At 49.5% G+C, this 25,881-nt stretch carries 23 protein-coding genes; 9 read left to right on the forward strand and 14 right to left on the reverse strand.

Annotation, left to right across the window (positions count from 1 at the left end; all coding sequences use genetic code 11):
• The first annotated feature begins 91 nt into the window (after positions 1-91).
• From FDX11_RS07025 to galE, 4 genes are all read left to right on the forward strand, one after another.
• The gene (locus FDX11_RS07025) at positions 92-1,264 is read left to right on the forward strand and encodes a MalY/PatB family protein (protein WP_061382302.1); all 1,173 of its coding nucleotides are present in this window, start codon (positions 92-94) and stop codon (positions 1,262-1,264) included.
• 154 nt (positions 1,265-1,418) lie between these two features.
• Entirely contained in the window at positions 1,419-2,054 is a 636-nt protein-coding gene (locus FDX11_RS07030; RefSeq protein ID WP_038632863.1) for a carbonic anhydrase, read from the forward strand.
• A 219-nt stretch (positions 2,055-2,273) separates the two neighbouring features.
• Positions 2,274-3,212, forward strand: coding sequence for a hypothetical protein (locus tag FDX11_RS07035; RefSeq protein WP_137397679.1), 939 nt, complete (start codon positions 2,274-2,276; stop codon positions 3,210-3,212).
• Positions 3,213-3,279: 67 nt separating this feature from the next.
• Positions 3,280-4,296, forward strand: coding sequence for a UDP-glucose 4-epimerase GalE (gene galE, locus FDX11_RS07040; RefSeq protein WP_137397680.1), 1,017 nt, complete (start codon positions 3,280-3,282; stop codon positions 4,294-4,296).
• Between the two features lie 46 nt (positions 4,297-4,342).
• On the opposite strand, the gene FDX11_RS07045 is transcribed toward galE, so the two are convergent.
• From FDX11_RS07045 to tctD, 13 genes are all read right to left on the reverse strand, one after another.
• Positions 4,343-5,734: a DUF4832 domain-containing protein gene (locus FDX11_RS07045; RefSeq protein WP_137397681.1), complete on the reverse strand. Its 1,392-nt coding sequence runs from the start codon at positions 5,732-5,734 to the stop codon at positions 4,343-4,345.
• A gap of 30 nt (positions 5,735-5,764) precedes the next feature.
• Positions 5,765-6,172, reverse strand: coding sequence for a membrane protein (locus FDX11_RS07050; RefSeq protein WP_042313200.1), 408 nt, complete (start codon positions 6,170-6,172; stop codon positions 5,765-5,767).
• A gap of 2 nt (positions 6,173-6,174) precedes the next feature.
• Positions 6,175-7,284: a glycosyltransferase family 4 protein gene (locus FDX11_RS07055; RefSeq protein WP_079226115.1), complete on the reverse strand. Its 1,110-nt coding sequence runs from the start codon at positions 7,282-7,284 to the stop codon at positions 6,175-6,177.
• Between the two features lies 1 nt (position 7,285).
• Positions 7,286-8,497, reverse strand: a complete 1,212-nt coding sequence (locus tag FDX11_RS07060) for a glycosyltransferase family 4 protein (RefSeq protein ID WP_042313195.1) — start codon at positions 8,495-8,497, stop codon at positions 7,286-7,288.
• A gap of 14 nt (positions 8,498-8,511) precedes the next feature.
• Entirely contained in the window at positions 8,512-9,501 is a 990-nt protein-coding gene (locus tag FDX11_RS07065) for a glycosyltransferase family 2 protein (RefSeq protein ID WP_042313193.1), read from the reverse strand.
• Between the two features lie 4 nt (positions 9,502-9,505).
• Positions 9,506-10,876, reverse strand: a complete 1,371-nt coding sequence (locus FDX11_RS07070; RefSeq protein ID WP_061382307.1) for a hypothetical protein — start codon at positions 10,874-10,876, stop codon at positions 9,506-9,508.
• Entirely contained in the window at positions 10,873-12,084 is a 1,212-nt protein-coding gene (locus tag FDX11_RS07075; protein ID WP_042313188.1) for a lipopolysaccharide biosynthesis protein, read from the reverse strand. The genes FDX11_RS07070 and FDX11_RS07075 overlap by 4 nt, the downstream gene beginning before the upstream one ends.
• Entirely contained in the window at positions 12,081-14,210 is a 2,130-nt protein-coding gene (locus FDX11_RS07080) for a tyrosine-protein kinase domain-containing protein (protein WP_137397682.1), read from the reverse strand. Before FDX11_RS07080 ends, FDX11_RS07075 begins: the two co-directional genes overlap by 4 nt.
• 2 nt (positions 14,211-14,212) lie before the next feature.
• On the reverse strand, positions 14,213-14,770 hold the full coding sequence (locus tag FDX11_RS07085; RefSeq protein WP_137365366.1) for a polysaccharide biosynthesis/export family protein: 558 nt from the start codon (positions 14,768-14,770) through the stop codon (positions 14,213-14,215).
• A gap of 1 nt (position 14,771) precedes the next feature.
• Positions 14,772-16,058, reverse strand: a complete 1,287-nt coding sequence (locus FDX11_RS07090; protein WP_079226112.1) for an outer membrane beta-barrel protein — start codon at positions 16,056-16,058, stop codon at positions 14,772-14,774.
• The gene (locus FDX11_RS07095; protein ID WP_137397683.1) at positions 16,048-17,463 is read right to left on the reverse strand and encodes an undecaprenyl-phosphate glucose phosphotransferase; all 1,416 of its coding nucleotides are present in this window, start codon (positions 17,461-17,463) and stop codon (positions 16,048-16,050) included. The genes FDX11_RS07090 and FDX11_RS07095 overlap by 11 nt, the downstream gene beginning before the upstream one ends.
• A 358-nt stretch (positions 17,464-17,821) precedes the next feature.
• On the reverse strand, positions 17,822-19,234 hold the full coding sequence (locus FDX11_RS07100; RefSeq protein ID WP_042313175.1) for a sensor histidine kinase: 1,413 nt from the start codon (positions 19,232-19,234) through the stop codon (positions 17,822-17,824).
• Entirely contained in the window at positions 19,221-19,895 is a 675-nt protein-coding gene (gene tctD / locus FDX11_RS07105) for a transcriptional regulator TctD (protein WP_061382312.1), read from the reverse strand. Before tctD ends, FDX11_RS07100 begins: the two co-directional genes overlap by 14 nt.
• 153 nt (positions 19,896-20,048) lie before the next feature.
• On the opposite strand from tctD, the gene FDX11_RS07110 reads away from it, so the two are divergent.
• From FDX11_RS07110 to FDX11_RS07120, 3 genes are read left to right on the forward strand one after another with little or no spacing between them, the layout of a single operon-like run.
• Positions 20,049-21,026: a tripartite tricarboxylate transporter substrate binding protein gene (locus FDX11_RS07110; RefSeq protein WP_137397684.1), complete on the forward strand. Its 978-nt coding sequence runs from the start codon at positions 20,049-20,051 to the stop codon at positions 21,024-21,026.
• A 14-nt stretch (positions 21,027-21,040) separates the two neighbouring features.
• Positions 21,041-21,475, forward strand: coding sequence for a tripartite tricarboxylate transporter TctB family protein (locus FDX11_RS07115; protein WP_094301039.1), 435 nt, complete (start codon positions 21,041-21,043; stop codon positions 21,473-21,475).
• Between the two features lie 10 nt (positions 21,476-21,485).
• Positions 21,486-23,000, forward strand: coding sequence for a tripartite tricarboxylate transporter permease (locus FDX11_RS07120; protein WP_042313169.1), 1,515 nt, complete (start codon positions 21,486-21,488; stop codon positions 22,998-23,000).
• A 34-nt stretch (positions 23,001-23,034) separates the two neighbouring features.
• Here the strand turns inward: FDX11_RS07120 and FDX11_RS07125 are convergent, their stop codons facing one another.
• Positions 23,035-23,925: a LysR family transcriptional regulator gene (locus tag FDX11_RS07125; protein WP_079226110.1), complete on the reverse strand. Its 891-nt coding sequence runs from the start codon at positions 23,923-23,925 to the stop codon at positions 23,035-23,037.
• Positions 23,926-24,023: 98 nt separating this feature from the next.
• Between FDX11_RS07125 and FDX11_RS07130 the strand changes: the two genes are divergently transcribed.
• Positions 24,024-24,626: a short chain dehydrogenase gene (locus FDX11_RS07130; protein WP_137397685.1), complete on the forward strand. Its 603-nt coding sequence runs from the start codon at positions 24,024-24,026 to the stop codon at positions 24,624-24,626.
• Positions 24,627-24,885: 259 nt separating this feature from the next.
• On the forward strand, positions 24,886-25,863 hold the full coding sequence (gene glaH, locus FDX11_RS07135; RefSeq protein ID WP_137397686.1) for a glutarate dioxygenase GlaH: 978 nt from the start codon (positions 24,886-24,888) through the stop codon (positions 25,861-25,863).
• Positions 25,864-25,881 lie beyond the last annotated feature (18 nt).

The raw sequence follows: 25,881 nt of genomic DNA on the forward strand, positions 1-25,881 counted from the left end.
ACCAGGGTAAATTTAATATATCAATAAAATAGATATTCTTCGCTGTTTGCGTTGCTAAACCTATTTTTCAGAGGCTTTCCAGGAGTCAGCAATGTCTTTGTTTGATGAAATTGTCATAAGGGATGCTAATTGCCGCAAATACGGTCAATTACAACAAATGTACGGCACCACCGATGTATTGCCATTATGGATTGCAGATATGGATTTTGTGACGCCGGAACCTGTAATGAACACGCTGCGTTCAGTAGTCGCGCAGCCTGTACAAGGATACAACCTGGATTATCCGCAATGGAAAGAATCCGTGATCCATTGGTATGCACAACAGTATGATGCCGACGTCAGGCCGCACTGGTTGCATTTTATTCCTGGGGTTATAAAAACCATCGTACTTTCTTTAATGGCGCTTACCCGACCGGGCGATAATATATTGACCTGTACGCCAATATATGATCCCTACCCTAACCTGGTGAAAACCAGCGGCAGGAATTTAATCCAAACGCGCCTTATTGAAAAAGACGGGTATTATGAATTTGACTGGCATGATTTCAGTGAGAAGCTCAAGCAGTGCAAAATGTTTCTTTTCCCGTCACCGCATAATCCGGGGGGAATGGTGTGGTCGCGGGAAACGCTGGAACAAGTTAGCCATTATTGCCAGCAGGCTGGCGTCATCATTCTGTCTGATGAAGTGCATAGCGATTTAACCCTGCCAGGTAAGCGCCATTTGCCATTTTTTACGCTCAATGAAACGTCAGGCAGCAAATCAATTGTACTGACCTCAATCAGTAAAACCTTCAATACGGCAGCACTCCAGGGCGGAATAGCCATTATTAAAAACGATGAGTTACGCCATCAGTTCTATCACTTTCTTGATAACTGCTACCTTGCCGAGACGCATTCATTACAGCAAGCGGCCATTTACAGCGCGTTTACTCATTGTGGCGACTGGCACCAGAAACTACTGGCCTATCTGGCTGACAATGTCGCGTTTGTTAAACGCGACATTGAAAAGCACTGTCCCTTGATATCTGTCGTATATGGCGGCGCATCTTATCTTCTGTTTCTGAATGCGGAAAAAATGGGTCTCAACGATGCACAACTAAGCGATTTTTTTGTGCATGAAGCGAAGCTTGGTCTGTCGCCAGGCGCACAATATGGTCCTGGCGGAGAGGGTCACATGAGACTCAACGTGGGCTGTCCGCGTTCTGTCCTGGTAGAAGCCATGAGCCGCCTAAAAGCGGCCTACCAGAAACGGCAAAACGCGTAGCGTACATCACGATACTTGCCCTGCCATGGTGGGGCAAAATTAGCCAGAAATGTTGCAAAACTGCTATAAAGTCTTTCCCTTCTGTCGGCTGGTGTTAAACTGGAAAGTGTGATCTTCATCATAACCTGTTCAAACAGAAAAAAGAGACACTGCTATGCAACATATCATTGAGGGCTTCCTCAACTTCCAAAAAGAGATTTTCCCTCAACGTAAGGAACTCTTTCGCAGCCTGGCATCCAGCCAGAATCCAAAAGCGCTTTTCATTTCCTGTTCCGATAGCCGTCTGGTGCCGGAACTGGTGACCCAGCAAGAGCCGGGGCAGCTTTTCGTTATTCGCAACGCCGGCAATATCGTACCGTCTTTCGGTCCCGAACCTGGTGGTGTCTCCGCCACTATCGAATATGCGGTAGTTGCACTTGGCGTGACGGATATCGTCATCTGTGGTCATTCCAACTGTGGCGCGATGAAAGCCATTGCTGATAGCCAGCCTCTGGATCCGATGCCCGCAGTGGCTCACTGGCTGCACTATGCCGATGCCGCCAAAGCCGTGGTTGAGAAAAAAACCTGGGATAACCCCATCGATAAAGTTAACGCTATGGTGGAAGAGAACGTTATTGCGCAGTTGAACAATATTAAAACGCATCCTTCAGTAGCTGTTGGACTGCGAAATAATGCGCTGCGTCTGCATGGCTGGGTGTATGACATCGAAAGTGGTGAAATTCGTACCCTGGATAAAAACAGCAAAACCTACGTTTCCCTTGCTGACAACCCGCAGGTGCATTTCGAGTAACCCCTCCACTGGAGCAAGGATGCTCTGGACATTTTTCCTACTTTTGTGCTACCGACAAAAAAACATCTGCAACTAGTTTTTAAGATAGGCGTAGATATTTCTACATCAGTCATCGCGCATTCATTCAACATTGCGGCAAATGACGTGTAGTGACCTGCAAAACGGCTGTCCCTATAGGCATTTTTTCAAGTTGCAGGCGATAACAAGGAGTATGCGCAAATGCTAGCGAAAATAAAACGAATGATAAAAATGTTATTCTATCATGAGTCATGGGACATCATGATTCTGAAAGATCATGGCTCACACTTATTCCCCGATAATACTCTGGAAATACTGAGTAAAACTGCTGCCCAGCAGTTAAAAAAGAAATATACGTTTCAGGCCGACCCTTTTATTATTGAAAAGGCCGATAAACTGTATGTTTTTTATGAAGCTTTTAGCTTTCGAAACTCGAAAGGTACGCTAAGATGCCGTATTCTGGATCGTGAACTGACTGAAATCGATGATGTTAAACTTGAGGGCTTTGACGACTTAAAGTGTCATTTGTCATTCCCTTTCCTGATTCATATCAACGATCAGCTATTCATGATCCCCGAGTCTTCAGAAAGAAAAGAAGTCATACTGTTTCAGTCGGTAGAGTTTCCGGTACGCTGGAAGAAAATCAAAGTCTTAATATCGGATACTGAAGTAACAGATAATGTGTTTCTCACAATTAATGAAACCTGTTATCTTTTATCCACCACAATGGATAATGAAATTATTATTCACTCTGCTGAGAATATCTATGGGCAGTGGCAGCGGATTGCCCCCTCATTGAAGGTGAGCAACCATCACCATCGGGGAGCGGGTGCGCCCTACCTTGTCGATAACAAAATGTACTTCCTCACCCAAGAATGCACGCCTGAAACCTACGGAAAATCCATATACATCAAAGAATTAGTCACATTAAGCAATACTGTATTTGATGAAAGCCTGATCGAGAAAATCAATTCCTCGATCAACCACAGTGATGGTGTCCATACACTAAACTTCTCAAATAATTATATTGTTTATGACACTAAAATAAACAAGTTCAGTTTGTTGGCGATTTTAAAAAAATTATCATATAAATGCATGATAAAATACAGGAATGTATGTCTTTCCCATCGATATAACTGATTCACTGGATTTTCGGGTGGCGTTGGTAGAAAATCGTTCGGGTTTCTAGCATTTATCTGGAGTCTGTATGGCAATTCTTGTCACTGGTGGCGCAGGTTATATTGGTTCACATACTGTTTTAACACTACTGGAAAGAGGCGATGAAGTCGTTGTCATTGATAATCTGTCGAACTCATGTCAAGCCTCGCTGGACAGAGTCGCGGAACTCACCGGCAGGGAACCGACTGTCTATATCGCCGATATTCTGGATCGGCAGGCCTTAAAGAACATTTTCACCCGCCATAACATCACTGATGTCATTCATTTTGCGGGACTCAAATCGGTTTCAGAGTCGATAAAAGAACCCCTCGCCTACTATGAAAACAACGTCACTGGTACGCTGGTATTACTGGATGAGATGCTGGCGGCAGGCGTTAATCGTTTTATTTTTAGCTCATCGGCCACAGTATACGGTAATCCGGAAAGCGTGCCGCTAAGCGAGCAATCACGCACGGGCGGTACGACCAATCCGTACGGCACGTCTAAATTAATGGTCGAACAGATTCTGGCAGATTTTTCACGCGCACAGCCCGATTTTCGCATCACCTGCCTGCGCTATTTTAACCCGGCCGGTGCCCATCCATCGGGTCGAATTGGCGAAGATCCTAACGGTGTTCCTAATAATCTGGTCCCGTATATCTCCCAGGTCGCAATTGGTAAACTTGAAACCGTGTCGGTATACGGCAATGACTATCCAACCTCCGACGGTACCGGCGTTCGTGATTACATACACGTTATGGACCTGGCGACCGGCCACTTAGCCGCGTTGGATTGCCAGAACAAAGGCGCTGCCTACAAAGTGATTAATCTCGGTACCGGAGTCGGGTATTCCGTGCTTAACCTTATTGAGGCGTTTGAAAAAGCAGCGCAAACAAAAATTAATTATCAGTTTGTCGCCAGAAGACCTGGGGACATTGCCGAGTGTTGGTCAGACCCTTCTCTGGCGCGAAAAGAGTTAGGCTGGCAGGCTATTTATAGCCTTGATGACATGATGCGCGACACGTGGAACTGGCAAAAAAATAACCCGAATGGTTATAACCTGTGATGTTCTCAGCAACGAGCCTGGTCACCAGGCTCGTTGCTTTACCGGGCTAGCGTGACGTTATGGTTGATACACGATACCAGCCGCTGCTCTGCTTCCCTTCATTGGCAAAGTTAATTCTCGCCGCACCGGATTTATCCAGCATCGCAACCTCAATCGCATATTGCCCTTTCTCCAGTCGACCTGGCATAGGCAGCGCATAACTGACCTGATGAATTCCCGGGAGCCAACGTCGTATATCATCCGCCGCATTACCCTGCGCCACCACCTTATTGGCACTGTCTACCGCACGAAATGCCAGCGTATAGGGCAGGTAGATCGGTGCCACACCATCGTTATACCAGGTACTGTTCAACGTCAGCGTTTGTCCACCGCTCCACACGGCCTCATGGCTCAGGGATGCTAAGCGAAATCGATAGCCCAGTTTGGTCAGCGCATCATCGACAATCGGTCGATAATCGCTGGGTATCGCTCTCGATTTCAGGTTGATAGTACTGGCATGCTGTTTGAACGCCCAGTCAAAAATCCCCTGCACTTCGGCGCGCGTATAATGAAAAGAATTCTTCCACTCCTGCATATACGAACAGATTTCCAGACTCACTGGCGCGCGTTTCCAGGCATCGTTAAACCCTGCATAACTTTGCTGCGCTGCCAGTAATCGCTGCGGGTAATCATCTTGCATATGATTCCAGGCGTCTGAAAACACGCGCAGGTCACCCCAACAGTCCGCTCGCCACCCGGCCCCACGCGCCACCGCATTTGCCAGGCTTTGCCCACCGCTTATCAGCATAATTTTGGGCGTTTTGGGAAAGGCAGAAAAGTGCATCGCAACGTAGCGATCCAACTGTCCGGTGGTGTATCGCTCCAGGAGTGGCTTCAGATCGGGGAAGTTGCTGTTATGCCACTCGCCCCACGAACCCACCATGCCGATATCAACAAAAGCGAGATTCTCATTACCATCGTAGCGCTGACCCAATGTGTTGAGCAGACGCTGGCTGTATTCGATAAACAGTGGGTCATCTAAATCCGGTACAAACGTCTTATTATCAGACGTCCAGGTTCCTTTTACGCCTTTTTTAATCAGCCAGTCGGGAATTTTAGTGCCATCCGCCGGGTCGGCAAGCGCCATAAATCGTAGCCCGACATTCATCGCGGGACGGTGCGCCGCAGCGTATCTAAAGGCATCATCCACCAGCGCAAAATTGTACTGCCCTTCAACAGGTTCCAGATCTCGCCAATAAAATCGCTCATACTCGAACCCGGTATTGGGATAATCCTCCAGGCTCAGCGTTTCACCGTATCCCTGATGAAAACTGGCAACGCCAATCCCCGGGTTGGTCAACGGCCCCGTCAATGCTTTCGGGGTTACGGTCGTTAATGCGGCCATCACCGACAGCGGGAGGAACATACCCAACAGCGCAGAAACCCATTGACACTTCATCGCAGTAACGCCCCCGTAGGTTCAATAACACTAGTGTTTTTTCAGGTTTAACCACCAGTCCCAAATACCGACGTGAAAATTTTGGAATACATCAATACCTAGCGCTGATTTGATCATATACAGCGTCAGCAATATGCAGCAGGTGACGAACAGCACGGCGATCAACAGCAAAAAAGTGAGCAAGATCCGCGACAAGGTCGATTCCTGGCGATGCTGGCGGCGTAAATCTCTGCCAAACAAAAAAACCAGATAAAAACGTTTACTGAAAAAAGGAAAACTCCGGCGAATATCAATCTGATGCCGTGCAGCCAATGTCGAGGCCAGGATCGCGTTTTCCACCCCTGCTTTTTGTTCCGGGGTCAACTCCTCCGCTATTTGCTCATCAAGGTGAGCATAGAACCGTTCGATGACGGGGGGACGATTTTGAGGACTGGTCAAAATTAACCTATATCTTTATCAATTGAGTGGTAGACGTTGACTGTCTTTTTGGCGATTTCATGCCAATTATAGTTTTGCAAATATACACGATAGTCCACACGATTGGCTGTCACCCACTGGGTTAATTTCCCGGCCAGACTGTTCACGTCCCCGACCTTAAAATAGGCTGCGACAGGTAACTGAACTTCAAGGTTAGCCGGAATATCACTGACCACAGCGGGAAGAGAAAAGGACATCGCTTCCAGCAGCGCAATAGGTAGACCTTCGTGATATGAAGGCATCACAAACAGTTTCGCCTGTGAAAATACCGCCTGCAGTTCATCACCGCGTAAAAATCCGGTCATCACCACACCAGGCGTGTCGGCGGCCAGCTTTTTGAGGCGAATGCTGTATTCGGTCGGATGATCTGCATCGCCAATTAACACCAGCGGCAGGGTCAAACCGCTATGTTGATAAGCGGCGATGGCGTCATGCATCCCTTTTTCTTCTACAAATCGTCCAACCACCACAAGATAATTTTTCGGCTGTAGCCCAAAGCGGGAGAGCGTATTTTCGATAGTCAGCTCAGATAACAACCGCGGCTCGTTCACGCCGTTGTGAATTAAATGCGCGTCATAGCGACCATGTTTTTTCTGGATCAGTTGATTAATCACCTCAGAAATCACAATCACCTCGTGGGCGTATCTCACCGCCCAGCGCTCACCCAGCAACAGTATTTTTTTGGCAATGAATCCCCATTTCTGACGATCGTAGTCAGGCCCATGGTGGGTAAAAACGACCTTTTTGCCCAGGACGCGTAATAATGGAATCACAAGGCCCGGTCCGATAGCATGCACATGCACAATATCCGAATGGTCGAAAACTGTCCTCAATGCCGCTAAAACGGAATGCACAATCGCTTCCAGCGAGCGTTTTTTGGGCGCCCACAGCGCATAGGTTTCGACTTTCTTATACGTTGACCGTTTGTAATTCACATACGGTGAGCGAGCGATAACACAAATATCAACATCGAGCTGCTGCTTAATAGCAGGATAAAGATTCTGGCAGTGAGTCTCCACGCCGCCCAACACATCCGGAATACCTCGTGTGCCAAAAACCGTTATTTTTTTCATACTATGGCCTGCTCAGCAGTTCTTTATACAGCGCCAGCAAGGTGTCCATATGTTTGCTTAGCGCATATTTTTCACTTAACCGCGCCCGACCATGTAACCCCATAACCCGCGCTTTCTCTGGCGAGTCGGCCAGCGTATCCATCGCATTCGCCAACGCTTGCACGTTGCCCGGCTCGAATAAAATCCCTTCGCTACCGTCACGAATTTGTTCCGGGATCCCGCCAATGCGCGATCCAATCACCGGCTTGCCCAGGGACATCGCCTCTAATATCGCCATGGAACAGTTTTCATAACATTCAGAAGGAAGGATTACCGCCCGTGCATGCTTAATAAGCTTATCAAGGGCTTCCCCTTGCTGCACATAACCTAAAAATTCAACATCCGGGTATTTGGCGACTAACTCGTCATGTAGCGGGCCGTGGCCCACAATTTTCAACGGCGCTTTGTTCTGCATTTTCTCATGTGCCGCCAACAGCGTTGCCACCCCTTTTTCACGGCTCAAGCGACCAAAGAACAGCATATAGCCTTCATCGCTTGCCTCATCCAGAGGACGACTGTCATCTACGCCATTGACGATCACATCAATGCGCGACTTCGGCAGCGTACGCAGCAGCACACCGCGTAAAAAAACGCTCGGCGAAACGATCACATCCAGCGCCTGGTAATTTTGCGCAATGTATTGCCAGGTTGCCTCCAGAGAGAGCAATAAGCTTTTTGAGGCGGAACCTTCCTGGCAACGATACCTGAAAGCATTAAAAACCGTGCCGGTGATACAGGAGTCACACACTTTGCCGTCGCGCAACATGGAATACGTAGGGCAGACAATCTTATAGTCATGCGCAGTCAGTACCGTTTTGCAGCCAAAATTGCGCGCAACTTTTATCAGCGCCGGCGTTAATTGGTGATAGATATTATGAAAATGAACGATATCCGGGCGCTCTTTTTGCAATAACGCCAGCATCTTTTTGCAGGCCTGCGAATTATGAATAAAGTTAACCGCCGTTTTGAGCCCACCCAACAAATTACTTTCCTGGTGGTAGTCCACATTGCTGACAAAATAATCCGCATAGTCCGAAGGGAAATTTTTCTCATGCTGCATCGAGAAATCAATCACCTGCACTCCGGCCTGTTTCAGCATATCGCGCTCTTGAAAATAAACCGTTTCCGCGCCGCCTTTGATGAAAAAAAACTTATTTACTAATAAAACTTTCATGGCGTCTGCCTTAGTTATTCATGAATGATTTTACTGTCAGGCGGAGTCAACGGATCGCGTAGCGGATGTGTTAACCCTTTAACAAGCCCCGCGGAAAGCACAGCTAAGTTCATCACGCTTTGCAGGCCATTCAATAACGACCGATTCTGCACGGTTTTCAGTATCACAAAGGCAAGCAATGGCAGAAATGCGATATCGAAAATTTCGAGATTAAAGGTCACCGCCGCAATGAACAAGGCAACCAGGTAAACAGCAAAAATCGCCTCGTTTTTAACCATTTTTAACGCTTTAATGAAATAAGGCTTTCCCCAGGCGCAACGTAAAAATTCGCCCGGAGCCTGATAGTATCCGCTTTTCCAGCGATGCTTCAGCATCTGAAAGGTCGGCATGGTATGCGAAGTATGAATAAAATACGGAATATTCAGACGACGTAATTTATAACCCGCGTCAAGTAACCGCAGGCCAAGTTCAGCTTCTTCATAAGCATGCAGATTACGGTTGGTGAGATAACCAATTTTCTCAATGGCGGAGCGGCGATATAGCCCCCCGCCGCCTAAATGGTCGCTATCCCCTACGGGATAGATTTTATTAATGCGTTGCTTACGCGATTTAAATTCATAGTTAACGGCATCGTCCATTTCGACGGTTCCCGCTACGCCAGCGTATTCCGGTTCCGCCTGCAAAAACGCGACAGCCTGATCCACAAATCCTTCTTCCAGCTCCATGTCGCCGTCCATCAGCAACAGATATTCCCCTTCACTATAAAGGTAACCCAACTGATGTCCGACACCACAGCAACGATCGCCTGGATCGGTTAATGACACCACAGTCACCCCTTTATCGATCGCCAACTGCTGGGTGTTATCCGTTGACAGACTATCTGCCACAATAATTTTATGTGGATAATCAACAAGCTGTTTACGGATACTATCAATTGTTTTCTCAATACATTCAGATTCATTGAGCGTTTTGATACTCACTGAAATAAACGGTTTATTGTCCATACAATTACCCTACGCAGCGAAGGACGGTTCGACGAATCACTAAACTTGATCCTAGTGATAAATAGAACAGGAATTGTAACATCGGTGTAATCATCAGTATCTGGCTGTAAGGTAAGCTAATTAAGCAAGCAATCGCAAAAGCATTAAATGCCGGAGCAAAGCTCAACAACTGAAGATCCTGCGGGTCCAGTTGTTCAAGCATCAGTAAAGGCTTGGGCTGACATATTTTCAGGATATAAATAAATAAGCTAATGAAGATTAACGTGCCAATCACACCCACTTCCCACAGCAGCATACTCAGAGAAGTCGAGTCGAGGATTAAGTTATAAATAATATTCAGAAAGCCCGGCGATACCGTACTCCCGCTGTTAGTGGCGTTGAGTCCATAGCCAAATAACGTTCCTGACAGTCCCCACAGATCATTATTTTTTAGCCAGAACAGGAAAGTCGTAAAGCGCCCTAACTCCCCGGTAGACATAATGTAGTTCGGGTCAAAAATATAGCTCAAAGAGTCGATAAAAATACTCAACGCGCTTTTCGACGGATCGCCGCCAAACGCAGTAGAATAATAATATGCAAGGATAACTATCGACAGGCTAATCAGCAGCAACATCCCCGCCACAATAACCAACAACGTCTTCAGATTAACCTTACTAACATCTTTAACGTAGCTCGGTGAAATCCACACCCACGCCAGGAATAGAGGCGATAGCAGGATAACGAACTTTACTTCACCAATAATGCACAGCCCGATCCCGAGCACAATGTGCAACGCCATGGATTTAAACGTGGTCAGTCCGTGCTTATACTCAGAGACCTTTAACAGCATAATCAGCAGGCAAAACAGGCCCATCGCGGCAGTGTTACCTCCCCCCATCGGGTCGCCGCCAAAGGTACCCACCACGGAATCCCATTTTTCATCTTCACCACGCACCGCGACACGCTGGGGAACAACCAGTAAAACCTGATAAATCATGACCGGGATCTGCGCGTAAAACACCCAGTATAAATAGCGAGTCACGCGATAAATCTGCGACTCCCGGCAAAATCCCAGCAGCAAGCAGATCATCACCAGCGACAGCGCAATTTCATTTTTAAAGGCCACAATCGCGACGGTGATCCCGCCCTGAATCAGAGTTGAGGCCCCGGCCAGTATCAGGAACGAGAAATACAGCGCCAGCACTATCGTCTCCTGCGCATCCAGACGCAGCGAGCCATCCCGCGTCTGCATCACCAATAATCCCACCATCAACAGGGTCAGAAAAAAGGGGATCCATAGCACCGACTGTATGCCGGTAAAGTATTGCACCAGGCCACACAGGATCAGCGTAACGAAGGTATAACCTTGTAAATAATATCCGGTATTCAGCGTCATAGTATCACCGGCCTGTCTTTCAGCAGATTAGCCCGCTTGTTCATTTTCAAATAAATAAAGGCGTAGCGAATAAATGTCAGTGAAGAAAACAAAATCACCGACGTTGCATAGTCTTTATAAAAATAGGGCGTCACGACAAAAGCGAATAGCACAATCGCCAGTTGCTCCAACTGGATGCGCAGAAAATAGCGATGGGAGCCAAAAATTAGCTCTATGACCGTCAGGGGGCTTATCGCCAGCGCCGGGAACAGGTAGGGTAGCATGTAGCGAGACGTTTCAATGGAGTTAATCCAGTCTTCGCTAAAACCGAGGCGCATCACAATCGGATAGAAAATAAACACGCCAAGAGTACAGATAACTCCCAACACCAGCAGCAGCATCCGTACCCGGGTATACTCCTGATAATTAAAGGTGTTATTTCTAAAATCGATAGACCACTTGGAAAAAATAGTATTACGTACCGCGTTCCCGATGATCACCACCGGCGCCAGGCAGAAGCGGCTGACCACGGAAAAATAACCGGCTGTCAGCGCCGAAAACCAGAAGTTAATCAGCATAATCGGCAAATTGCTGCTGGCCATCGCCAACACCTCTGCGCTACCGACTTTAGTAATGTGATGAATATTCTGTTTAAAAAAATGCCAGTTGCTGGCGGGTCGTAAATGCTGGACCGCCACCGAACGAATATCAAACGAATGCAATATACAGCTTACCGTCAGTACCATCGTCGCACAGGCCCACGACCAATAAAACAGCTGCACATGATGCGTAACCAGTATCGAAAGTAATACCACCACAGAAACAGAAATGCGCTGGAAGATCAGAAAACGAAAGTTAGCTGTGCGCAGCGACAGGTTTTCCGAGATGAGAACCCACGCCGTAGCAAGCGTCAGTAAATAGAGGAACAGTATGCTCTGGTGGAACAACCACGCGGTCAATACTGCGTAGGGTAAGGCAATAATCGTGCTTTGTATCAGACAAAACACGACATTCTGTACCAGTTCATCATCCTGCTGTTTAGGAATTAAAAGCTGTGATGCAAAGGTACAGACCTGAGCGCCCACCACGGCAATACTGTAGTTGAGCGCATAAAGCCCCACTTCAGCCATATCGTACTTATGTGAGATCAACCAGATAGATAGCGCACCAATCAACTGTGAGATGACTGATGAACCGGCTATCGTGGAGGCGCTCTTCAGTAGACTCATACGCGGCCTGGCGTCGTCATCAGTTGATCGGTACTGAAGTTCAGTGAGCGCAGACCCTCTTGCGTTTCAAGGTCTTTTTCTTCAACCGCATTCAACACGGCGCCAATCACAACGCCGTTATTTTCCTCGATCTTGTCCAGCGCGTTGGCTATATGCCCCGCCGAACCCGAGCCGGCTTTCACGATGAAAATAACGCCATCAACGGCACGTTTAATCAATTGCACATCCTGACTCTGATTCACGGCAGCCACATCAATAATGATGCGTTGATAGTGGGATTTCAGTTCGTGCATTAAAGGCTCAAGGTGCCCGGACGACAACATCAGCAGAGAAGAGAGGGTGGTCTTCCCGTGCGGGATAAAATCGAGATTATCACTGAGCTTGATCCGCGCCTGTTCAAGCTGGGTCTCCCCACGCAGCAGTTCCGCTACGCCTGCGGACGTTGCCGATGCCAGCTCGGATGAGAGTCCGTCAGTATTAAAGAAATCCGCATCGATAAGCAGCGTTTTCTGGTCGAAACTAAAGGAGTTTGCTAACAGACTCGCCAGCAATGAGCGCCCTTCACGGTGCTCCGTCGACGCCACGGCGAGCGTCTGCAATGGTCGATTATCCAATATAATCCGGGTACGGATACCGTGCACAATATCGGCATTCAGTGGATTCTTGAGGATCATGTCGCGAACCTGTGCGCGCCCTGAGGTTCCGCTAAAACGACGGATTTCGCCCAGCGGAGTAACGTTCAGGCGTTTTTTCATACGACTCAACGTACGGATTGAGTTGTCCATCGCCGCTTTGACAATGAAATACATGATACTGAACACCACCACCAGCAGAACCACCATCACCAACAAGAGGGATTTATTCGGTTTCGCGGGTTTTAGCGCGGGTACGGCAGGATCATATAACACCGCGTCAGCATTCACGCCGGACAGCGACAGTTCCTGAGTACGTTGATACAGCGATTTATACAGATCTTCCATTTTATCTAACGACAGCTTTTGGCTGTTCCAGGCATCGCGTTTTGAGGCCATTTTCTGGAAGATCTCTTTCTGCTGCGCCAGCTGCTGTTGATAGTTCTTTTCATCCGCCAGTGCCGCCAGATATTGCTGACGTAACCCCTCTTTCAGCTCACCCAGTACCCGTCCGGTTTGACTTTGGATCGACTTGACATCAGCTTCTGCTTTTAAAATTGCGGGATTTTTCGGCCCGTATACTTTGCGCAGTTCAGACAACGTGCGCTGCGCCTGAATTAACGCGATACGTAAATCCTGAATCTGGGCGTGGTTAGAGATCGAAGGTTGAGAGATAACGCTCTCCGCCGACCGCCCTCCGCTGTTCACCTCGTTATAGACAGATTCAGCGGCAACGCGACGCTGGGTCGCATCAGCCAGGCGATTGGTGACGATACTTAACTGCTCGGTTTCAAAACCATCGATACCGCGAAAGGTCAGCAGCCCGGCGTTTTTCAGATAGCTGTCCATCTCCTCTTTTTGTTTCGCTATCGACTTCTGAATCTCTTCCATTTTTTCAAAATTCAGTTCGCGGGCTTTCTCTACTTTCAGGCGCTTTTGCTCCACCGTATAGTTGATGAAAGCCTGCGCGACGCCATTCGCAACGTCAGCAGCCACCAGCGGTGAGGGGGATTCATAGGTGATAGATGCCAGGTTCGTTGTACGAATACCGATAACATTCAGGTTTTTCGACAACGTTTTCAGCGCTTGCTCCATCCTCAACTGTCGGTTTTCACTGCTTTCCGCCCCCTGTCCACCGGTTTTTTCCCCAATAAATTCCGGGTTTTCATCCAGCTTCATATCGCGAACGGCTTGCTCAAGCACAATACGTGAATGCATCAACGCATATTGCGTTTCGTAGTAACCACTGCGCGTTGAATCGAAACCATCAACCTGTGGGAACGGAGAAACGTTATCGGCCTGGGCTTTAATCAGTACCGTCGCCGTTGAGACATACTTTGAGGACATCATGCTGATTATTGGATATGCCACTACCCCGGCAACGATACCGGCCAGCACGATTTTCCAGGCGTTCTTTTTCAGCTCTTTGGCAAAGCGGGAGAATTCGACAGTGTTTTCTCGTTTTTTGCCGTTTTCCACTATAGATAGTTTCATCGTCAGAAGAACCCCATGCCAATAATCACGACATCCCCAGGATGAACAGAGTGCGTTAAATCGACATTCTCAAGCAGCTGATTGCTGCCAGACAGGCGAATGTTGATATCTTGTCGGTCAGCACGATCTGTAAATCCCCCCGCCTGCGCAATAGATTTCTCGACGGTAAGCCCTGGCTCCCAGGCAAATCCGTTTGGACTTTTCACCTCACCTGAAACATAGTATTTACGGAACTCGGCAATGCTCACCGTCACCATCGGCGTGGTAAAGTAATCTCCCGTCAACCGTTGAGTTAATTCGTTGGTCACTTGATCGACAGTTTTATCTTTTAATTTAAGAGCGCCCACAAACGGAAAATTAATCTCCCCGCTCTTATCCAAAATAAACCGCATCGTCATATCGGGTTGACCGTGAACAGCGATATTGACAGTATCCCCCGCCCCAAGCCGGTAATCCTGCTGAACAGCAGCAGGATCGTCCATTAATCTTGGGCCGGACGTTGAGCACCCGACCACCAGGATACTGAATAGCAAAAACGCGCACAGTTCTATTATTTTCATTTTAGATCTGAACCTTAGCTTTAAGCATAATCATAGAATTATCATAACCCAACGTTCTAATAACTTCCTGGTTGTCGTTGGGACCGATATAAAACGAGTCAGTATCCTTGTTCGAATTCAATGTATCTAATTGATATTTAATTTCAAAATTAACCGATGGTGTATAGTCGTAGCTCATTGTGACGCTAAAGACCCCATCTTTATCATGCCGGTCCTTGTTCTGTTTTTTATAGTCTTCCGCAGTGTATGAATAATCCAGCAAAGTCGAAAAACGATTACCTAACCAGAAATGCTGGTAAGAAATGCCATACTGGGTCACTAAAATATATCCCCCAACTTCCGACGGGTCTTTAATGCTTTGCGCCGAGTGGGCCGTGAAAACCGACTGTTGTAGCGGCTTCCACTCTGCTTTTATGTCCCAGTTCAGACCATTAAAATCATGCGAGTTTGCGCTGTTTTCAAATGTTTTGTACAACCATGAAATATTCATGTCGACGTTGGTTTTTCCAGTCAACTGCGATTTCATGCCGTACAGCAAATAGTATTCATTAGTATCTTTTTCTGAGTTGTTGTCATAGCGACGCTGGTTAGTAATAAAGCTATAGCGAAAGCGTGTTCTGGATGTGTATTGGTCAAAAATTTCCGCGACCAGGCTATTTTCATGCCATTCCTGTTCCTGAATGTAATGGTAAAAATCCTCACTGGTATCCTGTACATCAGAAGTATTACCGAAAGTCAGTTTTTTGTATAACAACGCCAGTTCCGCTTTGCCACGCCCATCAGGCGCGCCATAGCTGTAGCGCAGTTCACTGTTGATGAAATTTGTCGTCAGCGGTGAGGTAATCCCATATTGCTGAAACTGGCTGGGTAAAAAACCCTCGGTAATTCCGCGGCCACGGGATTCATGTCCAAGTGAATCCTCCAGATTGAGGGTTAAGCCATGCATGAGTCCATAACGCCAGGCCCCATTAAAACGGAAAAAATGATCGGTGTAGTTATCAGCAGAATCGCTTGAGTAGTTACGGTAATCCCCAGAGTACATCAGTAAATACTTATCCTGACCGCGCTCGCCGATCATACTCAGCACTGGCGCTGCGCTCTGAAACGAGGAACCGACAGCATCGCTGTTATGTGGCTGATAAGTCACGTTATCATTATAACCATAATCCACAGCGACCTTGCCCTGGAAGTCGATCCCCGCCAAGCCGATGTGTGATTTCGGTGTTAAATCAGCCCATGCGGGCTGCGATATCACGATTCCGGTAATAACGATTAATTTAGTATGCATTCTTACCGACAAATCCTTTGAAAATAGTTTTAATGATAATTTTTATATCCAGCCATAGTGACCAGTTTTGAATGTACTCAATATCGTACTGAACCCGTTTTTCCATCTTATAAAGCGCATCGATTTCCCCACGAAAACCATTAATCTGCGCAAGTCCGGTGATGCCAGGCTTTACCTTATGGCGGATCATGTAATTTTCGACCTGTTTGCGGTGCTGCTCATTATGCGTAACCGCATGGGGTCTGGGACCCACAATCGACATACTTCCCTGCAATACGTTAATAAATTGCGGAAGTTCATCCAGCGACGTACGGCGTAAGAAGCTACCGAATTTCGTCACCCGCGGATCGTTTTTCGTGGCCTGAATTACCGTATCGGAATTCTCCATAACGCGCATAGTGCGAAATTTCCAGACCTTAATTTTTTGCCCACTCAGGCCATACCTGTCTTGTTTGAAAAACACCGGCCCACGAGAAGTGAGTTTGATACCAATAGCAATAACCAACATCAGCGACGAAATCATCAGCATAATGATACTGCCAAGCACCAAATCCTCTGCCCGCTTAATAAACGAACCCGCCCCTTCAAACGGCGAGCTAAAGATGCCGATGGTTTGCAGGTTATGGATAGAACGTAACTTGGACATATTGTTGCTGTAGGTATAAAAGTCAGGAACAATATAGGTATCTACGGTGGTGTCTGACATCATGGTCAAAAAATGGCGGATGCGATGCAGCGCCACCATCGGTAAAGCGATATAGATTTCGTCTATATTTCCCAGTCGGGCTTCCTCAACCAGATTAATCACCGGGCCACGAAATGGGCTTTTGACCTTATCCACGATGTCGCCACAGCGCGATAACGCACGCTCATCATAAAAAGCCAAATCCAATTTGATATCGGCGTACTCATTCAGTAACGCGCTTTCCGCGGCCAGACCATTGTCGGTCAAACCAATAATCGCCACGCGCATACTCTTTTTCGTTGAATATTTAAAAATAAAAAAGCGAATGTAATAAAGAAAAGGTAATGGAATAAAGTACCAGTAAATAATGGCAGAATAAAAAGGCGAAGGTAGCCTGTCTAAGTAACCGAGGGACTCCGGCTCTGCCACCGTCATACTCACCAGCTCGTTAAAAAATATAGCCAACAGCGTACAAAAAAGTAACCGCTTTTGATTACGCAAACCAATCGTTTTAATCTTTTGCTGATAAATTTTGATATATTCAGCAAACAATAAAAAAAAGACGGAGAACAGAATACTCAGAATAGCAATGGTGTTAAATGGCATCAACCCCAGCAGATGAGCACTAAAAATTAACGTCACATTAATAACGATAAAATCAACCAGTTTTAAAAAGACTGGATATCCTTGACTGCTAATCTTTAGCGATTTTTTAAGCATATCTCAGCCCATTATCTATTGATATTTAATTATTTTTTTCTCATTTCATGATGCTAATTATATCACAAGTCTAAAAAACGCAATGCTCCATTGTCAGTAAATGTAAAAAATAATGTTTGCATGTGTGAAAATTCGCCGCCGAGTGATTTTATAACTATGATTTTAAATGAAATTAATACAACCAAACCATTTACCATAAAATCAAAAAAGACGATTTTTCACAACAAAACCATCATTGACAGTTAACAATTTATGGTCTACGCGAAAACATTTTAGGTATGACAAATTTCACAATGGTGTTATTTGATTTATTTTGAATCACCCTTCCATTGCGGCTAAACACCACAATAAAAATATCTCAGCCAGCAACGCTTAAAAAGCGCACCCGCACGCTTAACCCACCTAAGATTTCGCTACGTGTCAGCTGCGGATGTGTACGGTGTAAACGCGCAATGTCGTTAACCAGCGCCAGACCAATTCCTGCGCCTGGGACATTGCCAACGTTATCGAGTCGATGAAACGGTAGCATCGCCTGATGAACCATCTGATCATCTATACCTGGCCCGCTATCCTCGATCATCAGCACCACGGCTTCGCCTTCACGCTGCAGTCGGGCTGTCACCACACCATGCGGCGGCGTATATTTCAGGGCGTTATCAAGTAGATTCCCACACAGTTCGCCGAGCAGGACTTCATCGCCCTCAATCCACACCGCGCCCTGTTCCCCCTCATAACCCAGATCGATAGCTTTACTGCGTGCCTGCGCCAGCCGGGTAAAACAGCTGCTTTGCACCACCTCATACAAATTAACCGGTGAGAAGTGCTTTTCTCCCTGCTCTTTGCGCTTCACAGCCGACAGCTGAAGCAGCCTTTCCGTCAGTTGAATCGTGTTATCCAGAGTCACGCTCATGGCCTGTAAACTCTCGTACCACTGCTGAGGCTGCGGGCTGGCGAGGGCTACCGCCGCCTGAGTTTTCAGTACCGCCAGCGGCGTTTTGAGCTGATGGGATGCGTCCGCGCTGAAGCGTTCCTGACGAGAGATAAGGCCGCGAAGTCGGTCCAGATAGCGGTTAAACGCCACAATCAGCAGACGGGTTTCCGACCACGGCAACAGCTCCGGCAACGGCGTCAGCAGCCCAGGCTCGCGACGTACCATAAGCGATGACAACTGGCGCATCGGACGTAGCACCCGGCGCAGCAGCCAGCCAACCAGCACCAGCGTGAGCATTACCAGCAGTCCTTGCGAAACCCACGAGGAGAACAGCAACTGTCGCGCCAGATAACGCCGTGATTGCAGCGTTTCAGCGACATAAATCTCTGCCATGCCGATAATACCGCCCTCGTTGACGGGCTGTAGCAAACGCGCCACGCGGATTGCTTCGCCGCGATATTCAGTGTGATAAAACCACGCCAGCGCCGGATAAAGTCGTGTGCGCGAGGTGGCAGGCGGCATCGCAGGTAAATCGTCATAACCTGATATCACCTTCCCCGCCGGGTCGACCACTTTGTAATACAGCCTGTCGTTCATATTCAGTTCAAAGCTGTCCAACACCACCCACGGCACATTCACTTCCAGCCGTTTATTACGCACCACTAACCGCTCAGAGACGGTTCTGGCGGACGAGAGCAGCGTCCGATCATACGCCTGCGTCGCCGCCTGTAACGCGCTGACATAGCTGTTAAACGCCGACAGCCCCCACAGCAACAGCAGCGGTAATCCGAGAAACATCAGCAGTTGCAGATACAATGACTGAGGCTTAACCCACCTCATCGCTACGCTCCAGTACATAGCCCAGACCACGTAGCGTGGCGATACGTACATCGCTTCCCTGAAGTTTTTTACGCAGACGATGGATGTACAGTTCGATACTTTCTGGGCTGACCTCATCGCTCAAACTAAAGACCTGCTCAAACAACTGCTGGCGCGAAACCGGGCGCAACCGACGGTACATAAGCACCGTAAGCAGGGCCTGCTCACGCGGCGTAAGCGCCAACGGTTGCCCCTGCAACAGAAAGTAGCCTTCATCATGAAACGCCAGTTCGCCCAGTTGCTGTATGCCTTGTACCTGCCCCGCGCTGCGACGAAGCAAAGCCCGCAGCCGGGCATCCAGTTCCTCAATTTCAAACGGCTTTGCCAGATAATCATCGGCCCCGACGTTTAACCCTTTCACCCTGTCGGCCACCGCGCCGCGCGCCGTCAACAGCAGAACGGGGAGCGTCTGGCCGCGCTTGCGCAGCCGCTGGACGACTTCAAGACCGTCCAGCCCCGGCATATTGATGTCCAGCACCGCCAGCGCGTACGTTTCACTATGTAAAAGATGATCGGCCGCCTGACCATCAAAAACGCAGTCAACGGCAAAACCGTTTTGCACCAGCGCTTTCTCCAGCCAGTGAGCTAACTCACGGTTATCTTCCGCTAATAAGAGACGCATATCACATCCTGTAAAGTTTCTGCCGCATTGAAAGGAAATTGAAAGGTTAATGTTTTAACAATCACGCAACCGAACTGCTACACATCGGCTCACATAATCACAAAAATCTTCTTTCGTACCTGAAAATCCGGTTTTCCGGTGTGAGGATAAACAATGAAAAAACAATCACTTCGTACCCTTACTGCAAGCTTTTTACTGATGAGTACCTCTGTTCTGGCAGAACAAGCGCCATCGCGCACCGAATGTATCGCCCCGGCGAAACCCGGCGGTGGCTTCGATCTCACCTGCAAGCTGATTCAGGTGAGCATGATGGAAACCGGCGCTATCGAAAAACCGATGCGCGTAACCTACATGCCCGGCGGCGTTGGCGCTGTGGCCTATAACGCAATCGTCGCTCAACGCCCGGCTGAAGCAGGTACCGTGGTGGCTTTCTCCGGCGGCTCCCTGTTGAACCTGTCACAAGGTAAATTTGGTCGCTATGGCGTGGATGACGTGCGCTGGTTGGCAAGCGTGGGCACGGATTACGGCATGATCGCCGTACGCCAGGACTCACCATGGAAGACGCTGAAAGATCTGCTGACGGCAATGGAAAAAGATCCTAACAGCGTAGTTATTGGCGCGGGTGCCTCAATCGGTAGTCAGGACTGGATGAAGTCGGCGCTGCTGGCGCAAAAAGCCAACGTCGATCCGCACAAGATGCGCTATGTAGCCTTTGAAGGCGGCGGCGAACCGGTTACCGCGTTGATGGGCAATCACGTGCAGGTAGTTTCCGGCGATCTCAGCGAGATGGTGCCTTATCTCAGCGGCGACAAAATCCGCGTGCTCGCGGTGTTCTCGGAAGAACGCTTGCCGGGTCAGTTAGCCAATGTGCCAACCGCCAAAGAGCAGGGTTACGACCTGGTGTGGCCGATCATTCGTGGCTTCTACGTTGGACCAAAAGTCAGTGATGCCGAATACCAGTGGTGGGTCGATGCCTTTAACAAACTCCAGCAAACCGAGGAATTTAAAAAGCAGCGCGATCTCCGCGGCCTGTTCGAGTTCAACATGAGCGGTAAGCAGCTCGACGAGTACGTGAAGAAGCAGGTCACGGATTATCGTGAGCAGGCGAAAGCCTTCGGTCTGGCGAAATAAACGCAGAGGCAAAGATGATGAGCGATCGTATTTTTGCAGGTATCTGGCTGTTGCTCTGTATAGCCGGGCTGTTCGTGGCCTGGCAAATCAGCAGCGAATACAGCTATGAGCCGGTTGGCCCGCGTCCCTTTCCGCTGGGCATTATCAGCCTGATGCTGTTATGCGCCGTGGCGCTGCTGTTGCGCCACCCGGACACCATCAGTTGGCCTCGCCGTCATGTGCTGCAAAAGCTGCTGACGATGGTGATTGTTCTGTTGATGTACGCCTGGGGTTTTGAATGGCTCGGTTTTCCCATCGCCACCGCCATTCTTACCGTGGTGATTGGCATGCTGTTCGGCGCAACCATTCCGGCTGCGGGTATTTCCGGCGCGGTCCTCGGTATTCTGTTGTGGTATGCCTTCGACCGGCTGCTTGACGTCACCTTACCACTCGGCGCCTGGCTGGGTTAACGGAGAAACGATGGATACCTGGATTTATCTTTCTCAGGGTTTCGCGGTGGCGATGACGCCGGAAAACCTGGTTATCGCCTTGATTGGCTGCTTTGTCGGCACCATCGTCGGGCTGCTGCCCGGCCTCGGGCCTATCAACGGCGTGGCGATCCTGCTGCCGCTGGCTTTCGCTTTGCACCTGCCGGCTGAATCTGCGCTGATCCTGCTGGCGACGGTCTACATTGGTTGTGAATACGGCGGGCGTATCTCCTCCATCCTGCTGAACGTGCCCGGCGATGCGGCAGCGATTATGACTGCGCTGGATGGCTACCCGATGGCGCAGCAAGGGCGCGGCGGCGTCGCGCTCTCTATCTCGGCGGTCAGCTCATTCTTTGGTTCGCTTATCGCTATCGGCGGCATCATTCTGTTTGCCCCAGCGTTAGCCCAATGGTCGCTGGCCTTCGGTCCGGCGGAATACTTTGCCTTAATGGTTTTCGCCATTGCCTGTCTCGGCAGCATGATGGCGCAAAATCCACTGAAATCATTTCTGGCAGCGCTTATCGGTCTCGGCCTTGCGACCGTCGGCGTGGACGCCAACACCGGGGTTTATCGCTTTACCTTTGACAGTGTTCATCTCTCCGACGGCGTGCAGTTTATCGTGGTAGTGATTGGGTTGTTCTCTGTCTCAGAAATACTGTTAATGCTGGAACATACCAGCAGTGGCCAGACGCTGGTGCGTAAAACGGGCCGCATGTTGTTCAATGCCAAAGAAGGCGCGCAGTGCGTGGGCGCCACCCTGCGTTCATCGGTGATCGGCTTTTTCGTCGGCGTCCTGCCTGGCGCAGGGGCAACCATTGCCAGCGCTATCACTTACATGACCGAGAAAAAGCTCAGCGGCAACAGCGACAGCTTCGGCAAGGGGGATATTCGCGGTGTGGCGGCACCTGAGGCCGCGAACAATGCCTCGGCCTGTGGCTCTTTTATTCCGATGCTGACGCTCGGCGTTCCAGGCTCCGGCACCACGGCAGTGATGATGGGCGCGCTGACCCTGTACAACATCACTCCTGGCCCGGCGATGTTCACCGAACAACCAGATATCGTTTGGGGACTGATTGCGGCGCTGCTGATTGCCAACGTGATGCTGCTGGTGATGAACATCCCGCTGATCGGTCTGTTTACCCGTATGCTGACCATCCCACTGTGGTTTTTGGTGCCCGCTATCGCAGCAGTCTCAGCGGTAGGCGTGTACGCCGTTCACAGCACTACCTTTGATCTGGTGTTGATGGTCGCCCTTGGCGTACTGGGCTACATTCTGCGTAAGATGCACTTCCCGATGTCGCCATTGATTTTAGGCTTCGTGCTGGGCGAAATGCTGGAGCAAAACCTGCGTCGGGCGCTGTCTATCAGTAACGGCAGCATGGATATTCTGTGGGCCAGCGGCGTAGCAAAAGTGCTGCTGGTGATGGCGGTACTGGTTATCGTGATCCCGCCGGTACTGCGCCTGATCCGTAAGCGTAACAGCAAACCGCAGGTGGATATCGGCTAGTAATATGCCGGATGGGCATCGCCATCCGGCATTTTCATCTTAATTCCTGAACTGCACTAAGAACGTGCTCGACAAACCGCGTCAGTTTCGGCAACGCACGCAAATCTTGCCGCCACAGCAAATGAATGGGTCGCGGCTGCGGCGTAAACGCCTCCAGCACCCGCACCAGTCTGCCAGTAGCTAACTCTTCCGCCAGCAGCACCTCCGGTTGTAACAGCAGCCCCGCCCCCGCCACTGCCGCCATACGCAGGCCATGACCATCGTTACAGCGCAGGATCGCATCGCGTTTCCATCTGACTTCGCCCCCTGCGCCCGGTAGCATCCATTCGTTGCGGGCCGTCCAGACGGTGTGGGACAGGCACAAATGATCCACCAGATCCGCGGGCGTGAAGGGGGTGCCATGACGAGCGAGATAATCCGGCGAAGCGCAAATCGCCATACGGTACGGACACAGATATTTCGCCACCACATCAGTCTGATGGATATCGCCAATGCGGATCGCCAGGTCAACCCCTTCATTCACCAGATCGACCATTCGATTGGTCAGATCCAGCTCAATTCGCACTTCCGGCCAGGCCTGTAAAAACGAGGCGGCCAACGGCGAGATCACACAGGCACCAAAGGAGGTTGGCGCGCTGATGCGCAGCGTCCCCGCAGGCGCCAGCCGCAGACGCTCCACTGAACGTTCGGCTATCGTCACCTGTTCCAGCACACGCCGGGCCTCTTCAAAATAGACTCGTCCGGCATCGGTCAGGCTCTGGCGGCGAGTGTTGCGCTCCAGCAGGCGCGTACCGAGTTGCGCTTCAAGGTGGGTGATATATTTCCCCACCATCACCGCAGACATCCCCAGTCGCGTTGCCGCGGTGGTAAAGCTCCCGCTCTCCACCACCGCGATAAACGTTTCCATGCCGCGCAGCTTATCCATATTGCAAACCTCTGGTTAGTAATCATCTAACTTTTAGCCAGTTTATCCGATTTCATTTTCATTAAAGAATAGCGGCTCACACTATTGCGGAGGTGGTTATGAAAATTGTTATTGTTGGTGCCAGCGGTACGGTGGGTCGTACGGTTACAGAAACATTAAGCCGTAAACATGAAGTGATCCGTGTGGGTCGCAGCCAGGGTGATTACCAGGTCGATATCACCTCCCAGAAGAGTGTCGAGGCATTGTTTGAAAAAGTCGGTCGGGTAGACGCGATCGTTTCCGCCACCGGCAATTTGTTCTTTGGGCCGTTATCCACCATGACCGATCGGGATTTTAATCAGGGTTTACAGGATAAGCTATTAGGGCAAATACGACTGGCCTTAACCGGGCAGCATTACCTCAATGATGGCGGCTCGATTACGCTCATTAGCGGTATTATCGCTCATGAACCCATCGCGCAAGGCACAAATGCGGCAACAATCAATGCCGGTCTGGAAGGGTTTGTTCGCGCAGCAGCCTGTGAATTGGGTCGTGGGCTGCGCATCAACCTGATTAGCCCAACCGTGCTCAGTGAATCCGCCGCAGCCTATGACGATTTCTTCCCGGGCTTCGAAAGCGTCCCGGCCGCCACCGTTGCCAACGCCTATCGCCGCAGTGTGGAAGGCATCCAAACGGGTCGCATTTATCAAGTCGGTTACTGACTTGCCGCTGTCGCTGGTTTATCGCCAGCGACAGAATAATTAACCCTATGTTTTAAAATACATTTTCTTGCCCACCTTCCCTCTGCTCGCAGATATCCTCACCTTTTATAATGTTAAATAATTGTTGCTTTTGATCACAAATAAGAAACAAACAAGTTCATTCTGTGCGCGTTTTTCAAAAATGTAGATATTTTTAATTTATGGCTACGAAACGAGCGGCGCCATATCTCCCTGACAATCTACTGAGAGGATCGATTTGATGAACGCACTGACTGCCGTAAAACCGAACGCTGAAGATCCAGCCCAGCACTACAGCGGTTTCACACTGAAACCATCAGTCCAGTCTCCACGTCTGCTGGAGCTGACTTTTTCTGCCGAGACCACTGAGCAATTTCTACAGGCCGTCGCGCAGTGGCCGGTGCAGGCCCTGGAATACAAATCTTTCTTGCGTTTCAAAGTGGGCAAGATCCTCGATGATTTGTGCGGCAACCAGTTACAGCCCCTGCTGCTGAAAACGCTGCTCGATCGTGCCGAAGGGGCGCTGCTGATCAACGCCGTCGGCGTGGATGACGTGGCGCAGGCTGAAGAGATGGTCAAGCTGGCAACGGCGGTCGCGCATCTGATCGGACGCTCCAATTTTGATGCGATGAGCGGTCAATACTATGCCCGTTTTGTGGTGAAAAACGTCGATAACTCAGACAGCTATCTGCGCCAGCCGCACCGTGTTATGGAGCTGCATAACGACGGAACCTACCTCGAAGAAATCACCGATTACGTGCTGATGATGAAGATCGACGAGCAGAACATGACCGGCGGTAACTCGCTGCTGCTGCATCTCGACGACTGGGAGCATCTGGATCAGTACTTTACCCATCCGTTGGCGCGTCGTGCGATGCGCTTTGCCGCCCCGCCAAGCAAAAACGTCAGCAAGGATGTGTTCCATCCGGTGTTTGACGTTGACCAGTTGGGCCGCCCGGTAATGCGCTACATCGACCAGTTCGTCCAGCCAAAAGACTATGAAGAAGGCGTCTGGCTGAGCGACTTGTCCGATGCGCTGGAAACCAGCAAGAACATTATTTCCGTTCCGGTTCCCGTGGGTAAATTCCTGCTGATTAACAACCTGTTCTGGCTGCACGGTCGCGACCGCTTCACCTCGCACCCTGACCTGCGCCGCGAACTGATGCGCCAGCGTGGTTATTTCGCTTACGCGACCAACCACTACCAGACCCATCAGTAAGCGCGAAGGAAAAAAGCG

The sequence above is a fragment of the Citrobacter sp. wls714 genome (genome assembly GCF_005281025.1).
GTDB classification, from domain to species: domain Bacteria; phylum Pseudomonadota; class Gammaproteobacteria; order Enterobacterales; family Enterobacteriaceae; genus Citrobacter; species Citrobacter werkmanii.

What these genes read in the sequence shown, in the direction of transcription:
- FDX11_RS07110 (WP_137397684.1), top strand. Translation starts at nt 20,049, where the DNA reads ATGAAAAAACAATCACTTCGTACCCTTACTGCAAGCTTTTTACTGATG.
- FDX11_RS07120 (WP_042313169.1), top strand. Translation starts at nt 21,486, where the DNA reads ATGGATACCTGGATTTATCTTTCTCAGGGTTTCGCGGTGGCGATGACG.
- FDX11_RS07030 (WP_038632863.1), top strand. Translation starts at nt 1,419, where the DNA reads ATGCAACATATCATTGAGGGCTTCCTCAACTTCCAAAAAGAGATTTTC.
- FDX11_RS07085 (WP_137365366.1), bottom strand. Translation starts at nt 14,770, where the DNA reads ATGAAAATAATAGAACTGTGCGCGTTTTTGCTATTCAGTATCCTGGTG.
- FDX11_RS07055 (WP_079226115.1), bottom strand. Translation starts at nt 7,284, where the DNA reads ATGAAAAAAATAACGGTTTTTGGCACACGAGGTATTCCGGATGTGTTG.
- FDX11_RS07130 (WP_137397685.1), top strand. Translation starts at nt 24,024, where the DNA reads ATGAAAATTGTTATTGTTGGTGCCAGCGGTACGGTGGGTCGTACGGTT.
- FDX11_RS07115 (WP_094301039.1), top strand. Translation starts at nt 21,041, where the DNA reads ATGATGAGCGATCGTATTTTTGCAGGTATCTGGCTGTTGCTCTGTATA.
- FDX11_RS07090 (WP_079226112.1), bottom strand. Translation starts at nt 16,058, where the DNA reads ATGCATACTAAATTAATCGTTATTACCGGAATCGTGATATCGCAGCCC.
- FDX11_RS07075 (WP_042313188.1), bottom strand. Translation starts at nt 12,084, where the DNA reads ATGAGTCTACTGAAGAGCGCCTCCACGATAGCCGGTTCATCAGTCATC.
- FDX11_RS07095 (WP_137397683.1), bottom strand. Translation starts at nt 17,463, where the DNA reads ATGCTTAAAAAATCGCTAAAGATTAGCAGTCAAGGATATCCAGTCTTT.
- FDX11_RS07100 (WP_042313175.1), bottom strand. Translation starts at nt 19,234, where the DNA reads ATGAGGTGGGTTAAGCCTCAGTCATTGTATCTGCAACTGCTGATGTTT.
- tctD (WP_061382312.1), bottom strand. Translation starts at nt 19,895, where the DNA reads ATGCGTCTCTTATTAGCGGAAGATAACCGTGAGTTAGCTCACTGGCTG.
- FDX11_RS07065 (WP_042313193.1), bottom strand. Translation starts at nt 9,501, where the DNA reads ATGGACAATAAACCGTTTATTTCAGTGAGTATCAAAACGCTCAATGAA.
- FDX11_RS07025 (WP_061382302.1), top strand. Translation starts at nt 92, where the DNA reads ATGTCTTTGTTTGATGAAATTGTCATAAGGGATGCTAATTGCCGCAAA.
- FDX11_RS07060 (WP_042313195.1), bottom strand. Translation starts at nt 8,497, where the DNA reads ATGAAAGTTTTATTAGTAAATAAGTTTTTTTTCATCAAAGGCGGCGCG.
- FDX11_RS07070 (WP_061382307.1), bottom strand. Translation starts at nt 10,876, where the DNA reads ATGACGCTGAATACCGGATATTATTTACAAGGTTATACCTTCGTTACG.
- FDX11_RS07080 (WP_137397682.1), bottom strand. Translation starts at nt 14,210, where the DNA reads ATGAAACTATCTATAGTGGAAAACGGCAAAAAACGAGAAAACACTGTC.
- FDX11_RS07125 (WP_079226110.1), bottom strand. Translation starts at nt 23,925, where the DNA reads ATGGATAAGCTGCGCGGCATGGAAACGTTTATCGCGGTGGTGGAGAGC.
- galE (WP_137397680.1), top strand. Translation starts at nt 3,280, where the DNA reads ATGGCAATTCTTGTCACTGGTGGCGCAGGTTATATTGGTTCACATACT.
- glaH (WP_137397686.1), top strand. Translation starts at nt 24,886, where the DNA reads ATGAACGCACTGACTGCCGTAAAACCGAACGCTGAAGATCCAGCCCAG.
- FDX11_RS07045 (WP_137397681.1), bottom strand. Translation starts at nt 5,734, where the DNA reads ATGAAGTGTCAATGGGTTTCTGCGCTGTTGGGTATGTTCCTCCCGCTG.
- FDX11_RS07035 (WP_137397679.1), top strand. Translation starts at nt 2,274, where the DNA reads ATGCTAGCGAAAATAAAACGAATGATAAAAATGTTATTCTATCATGAG.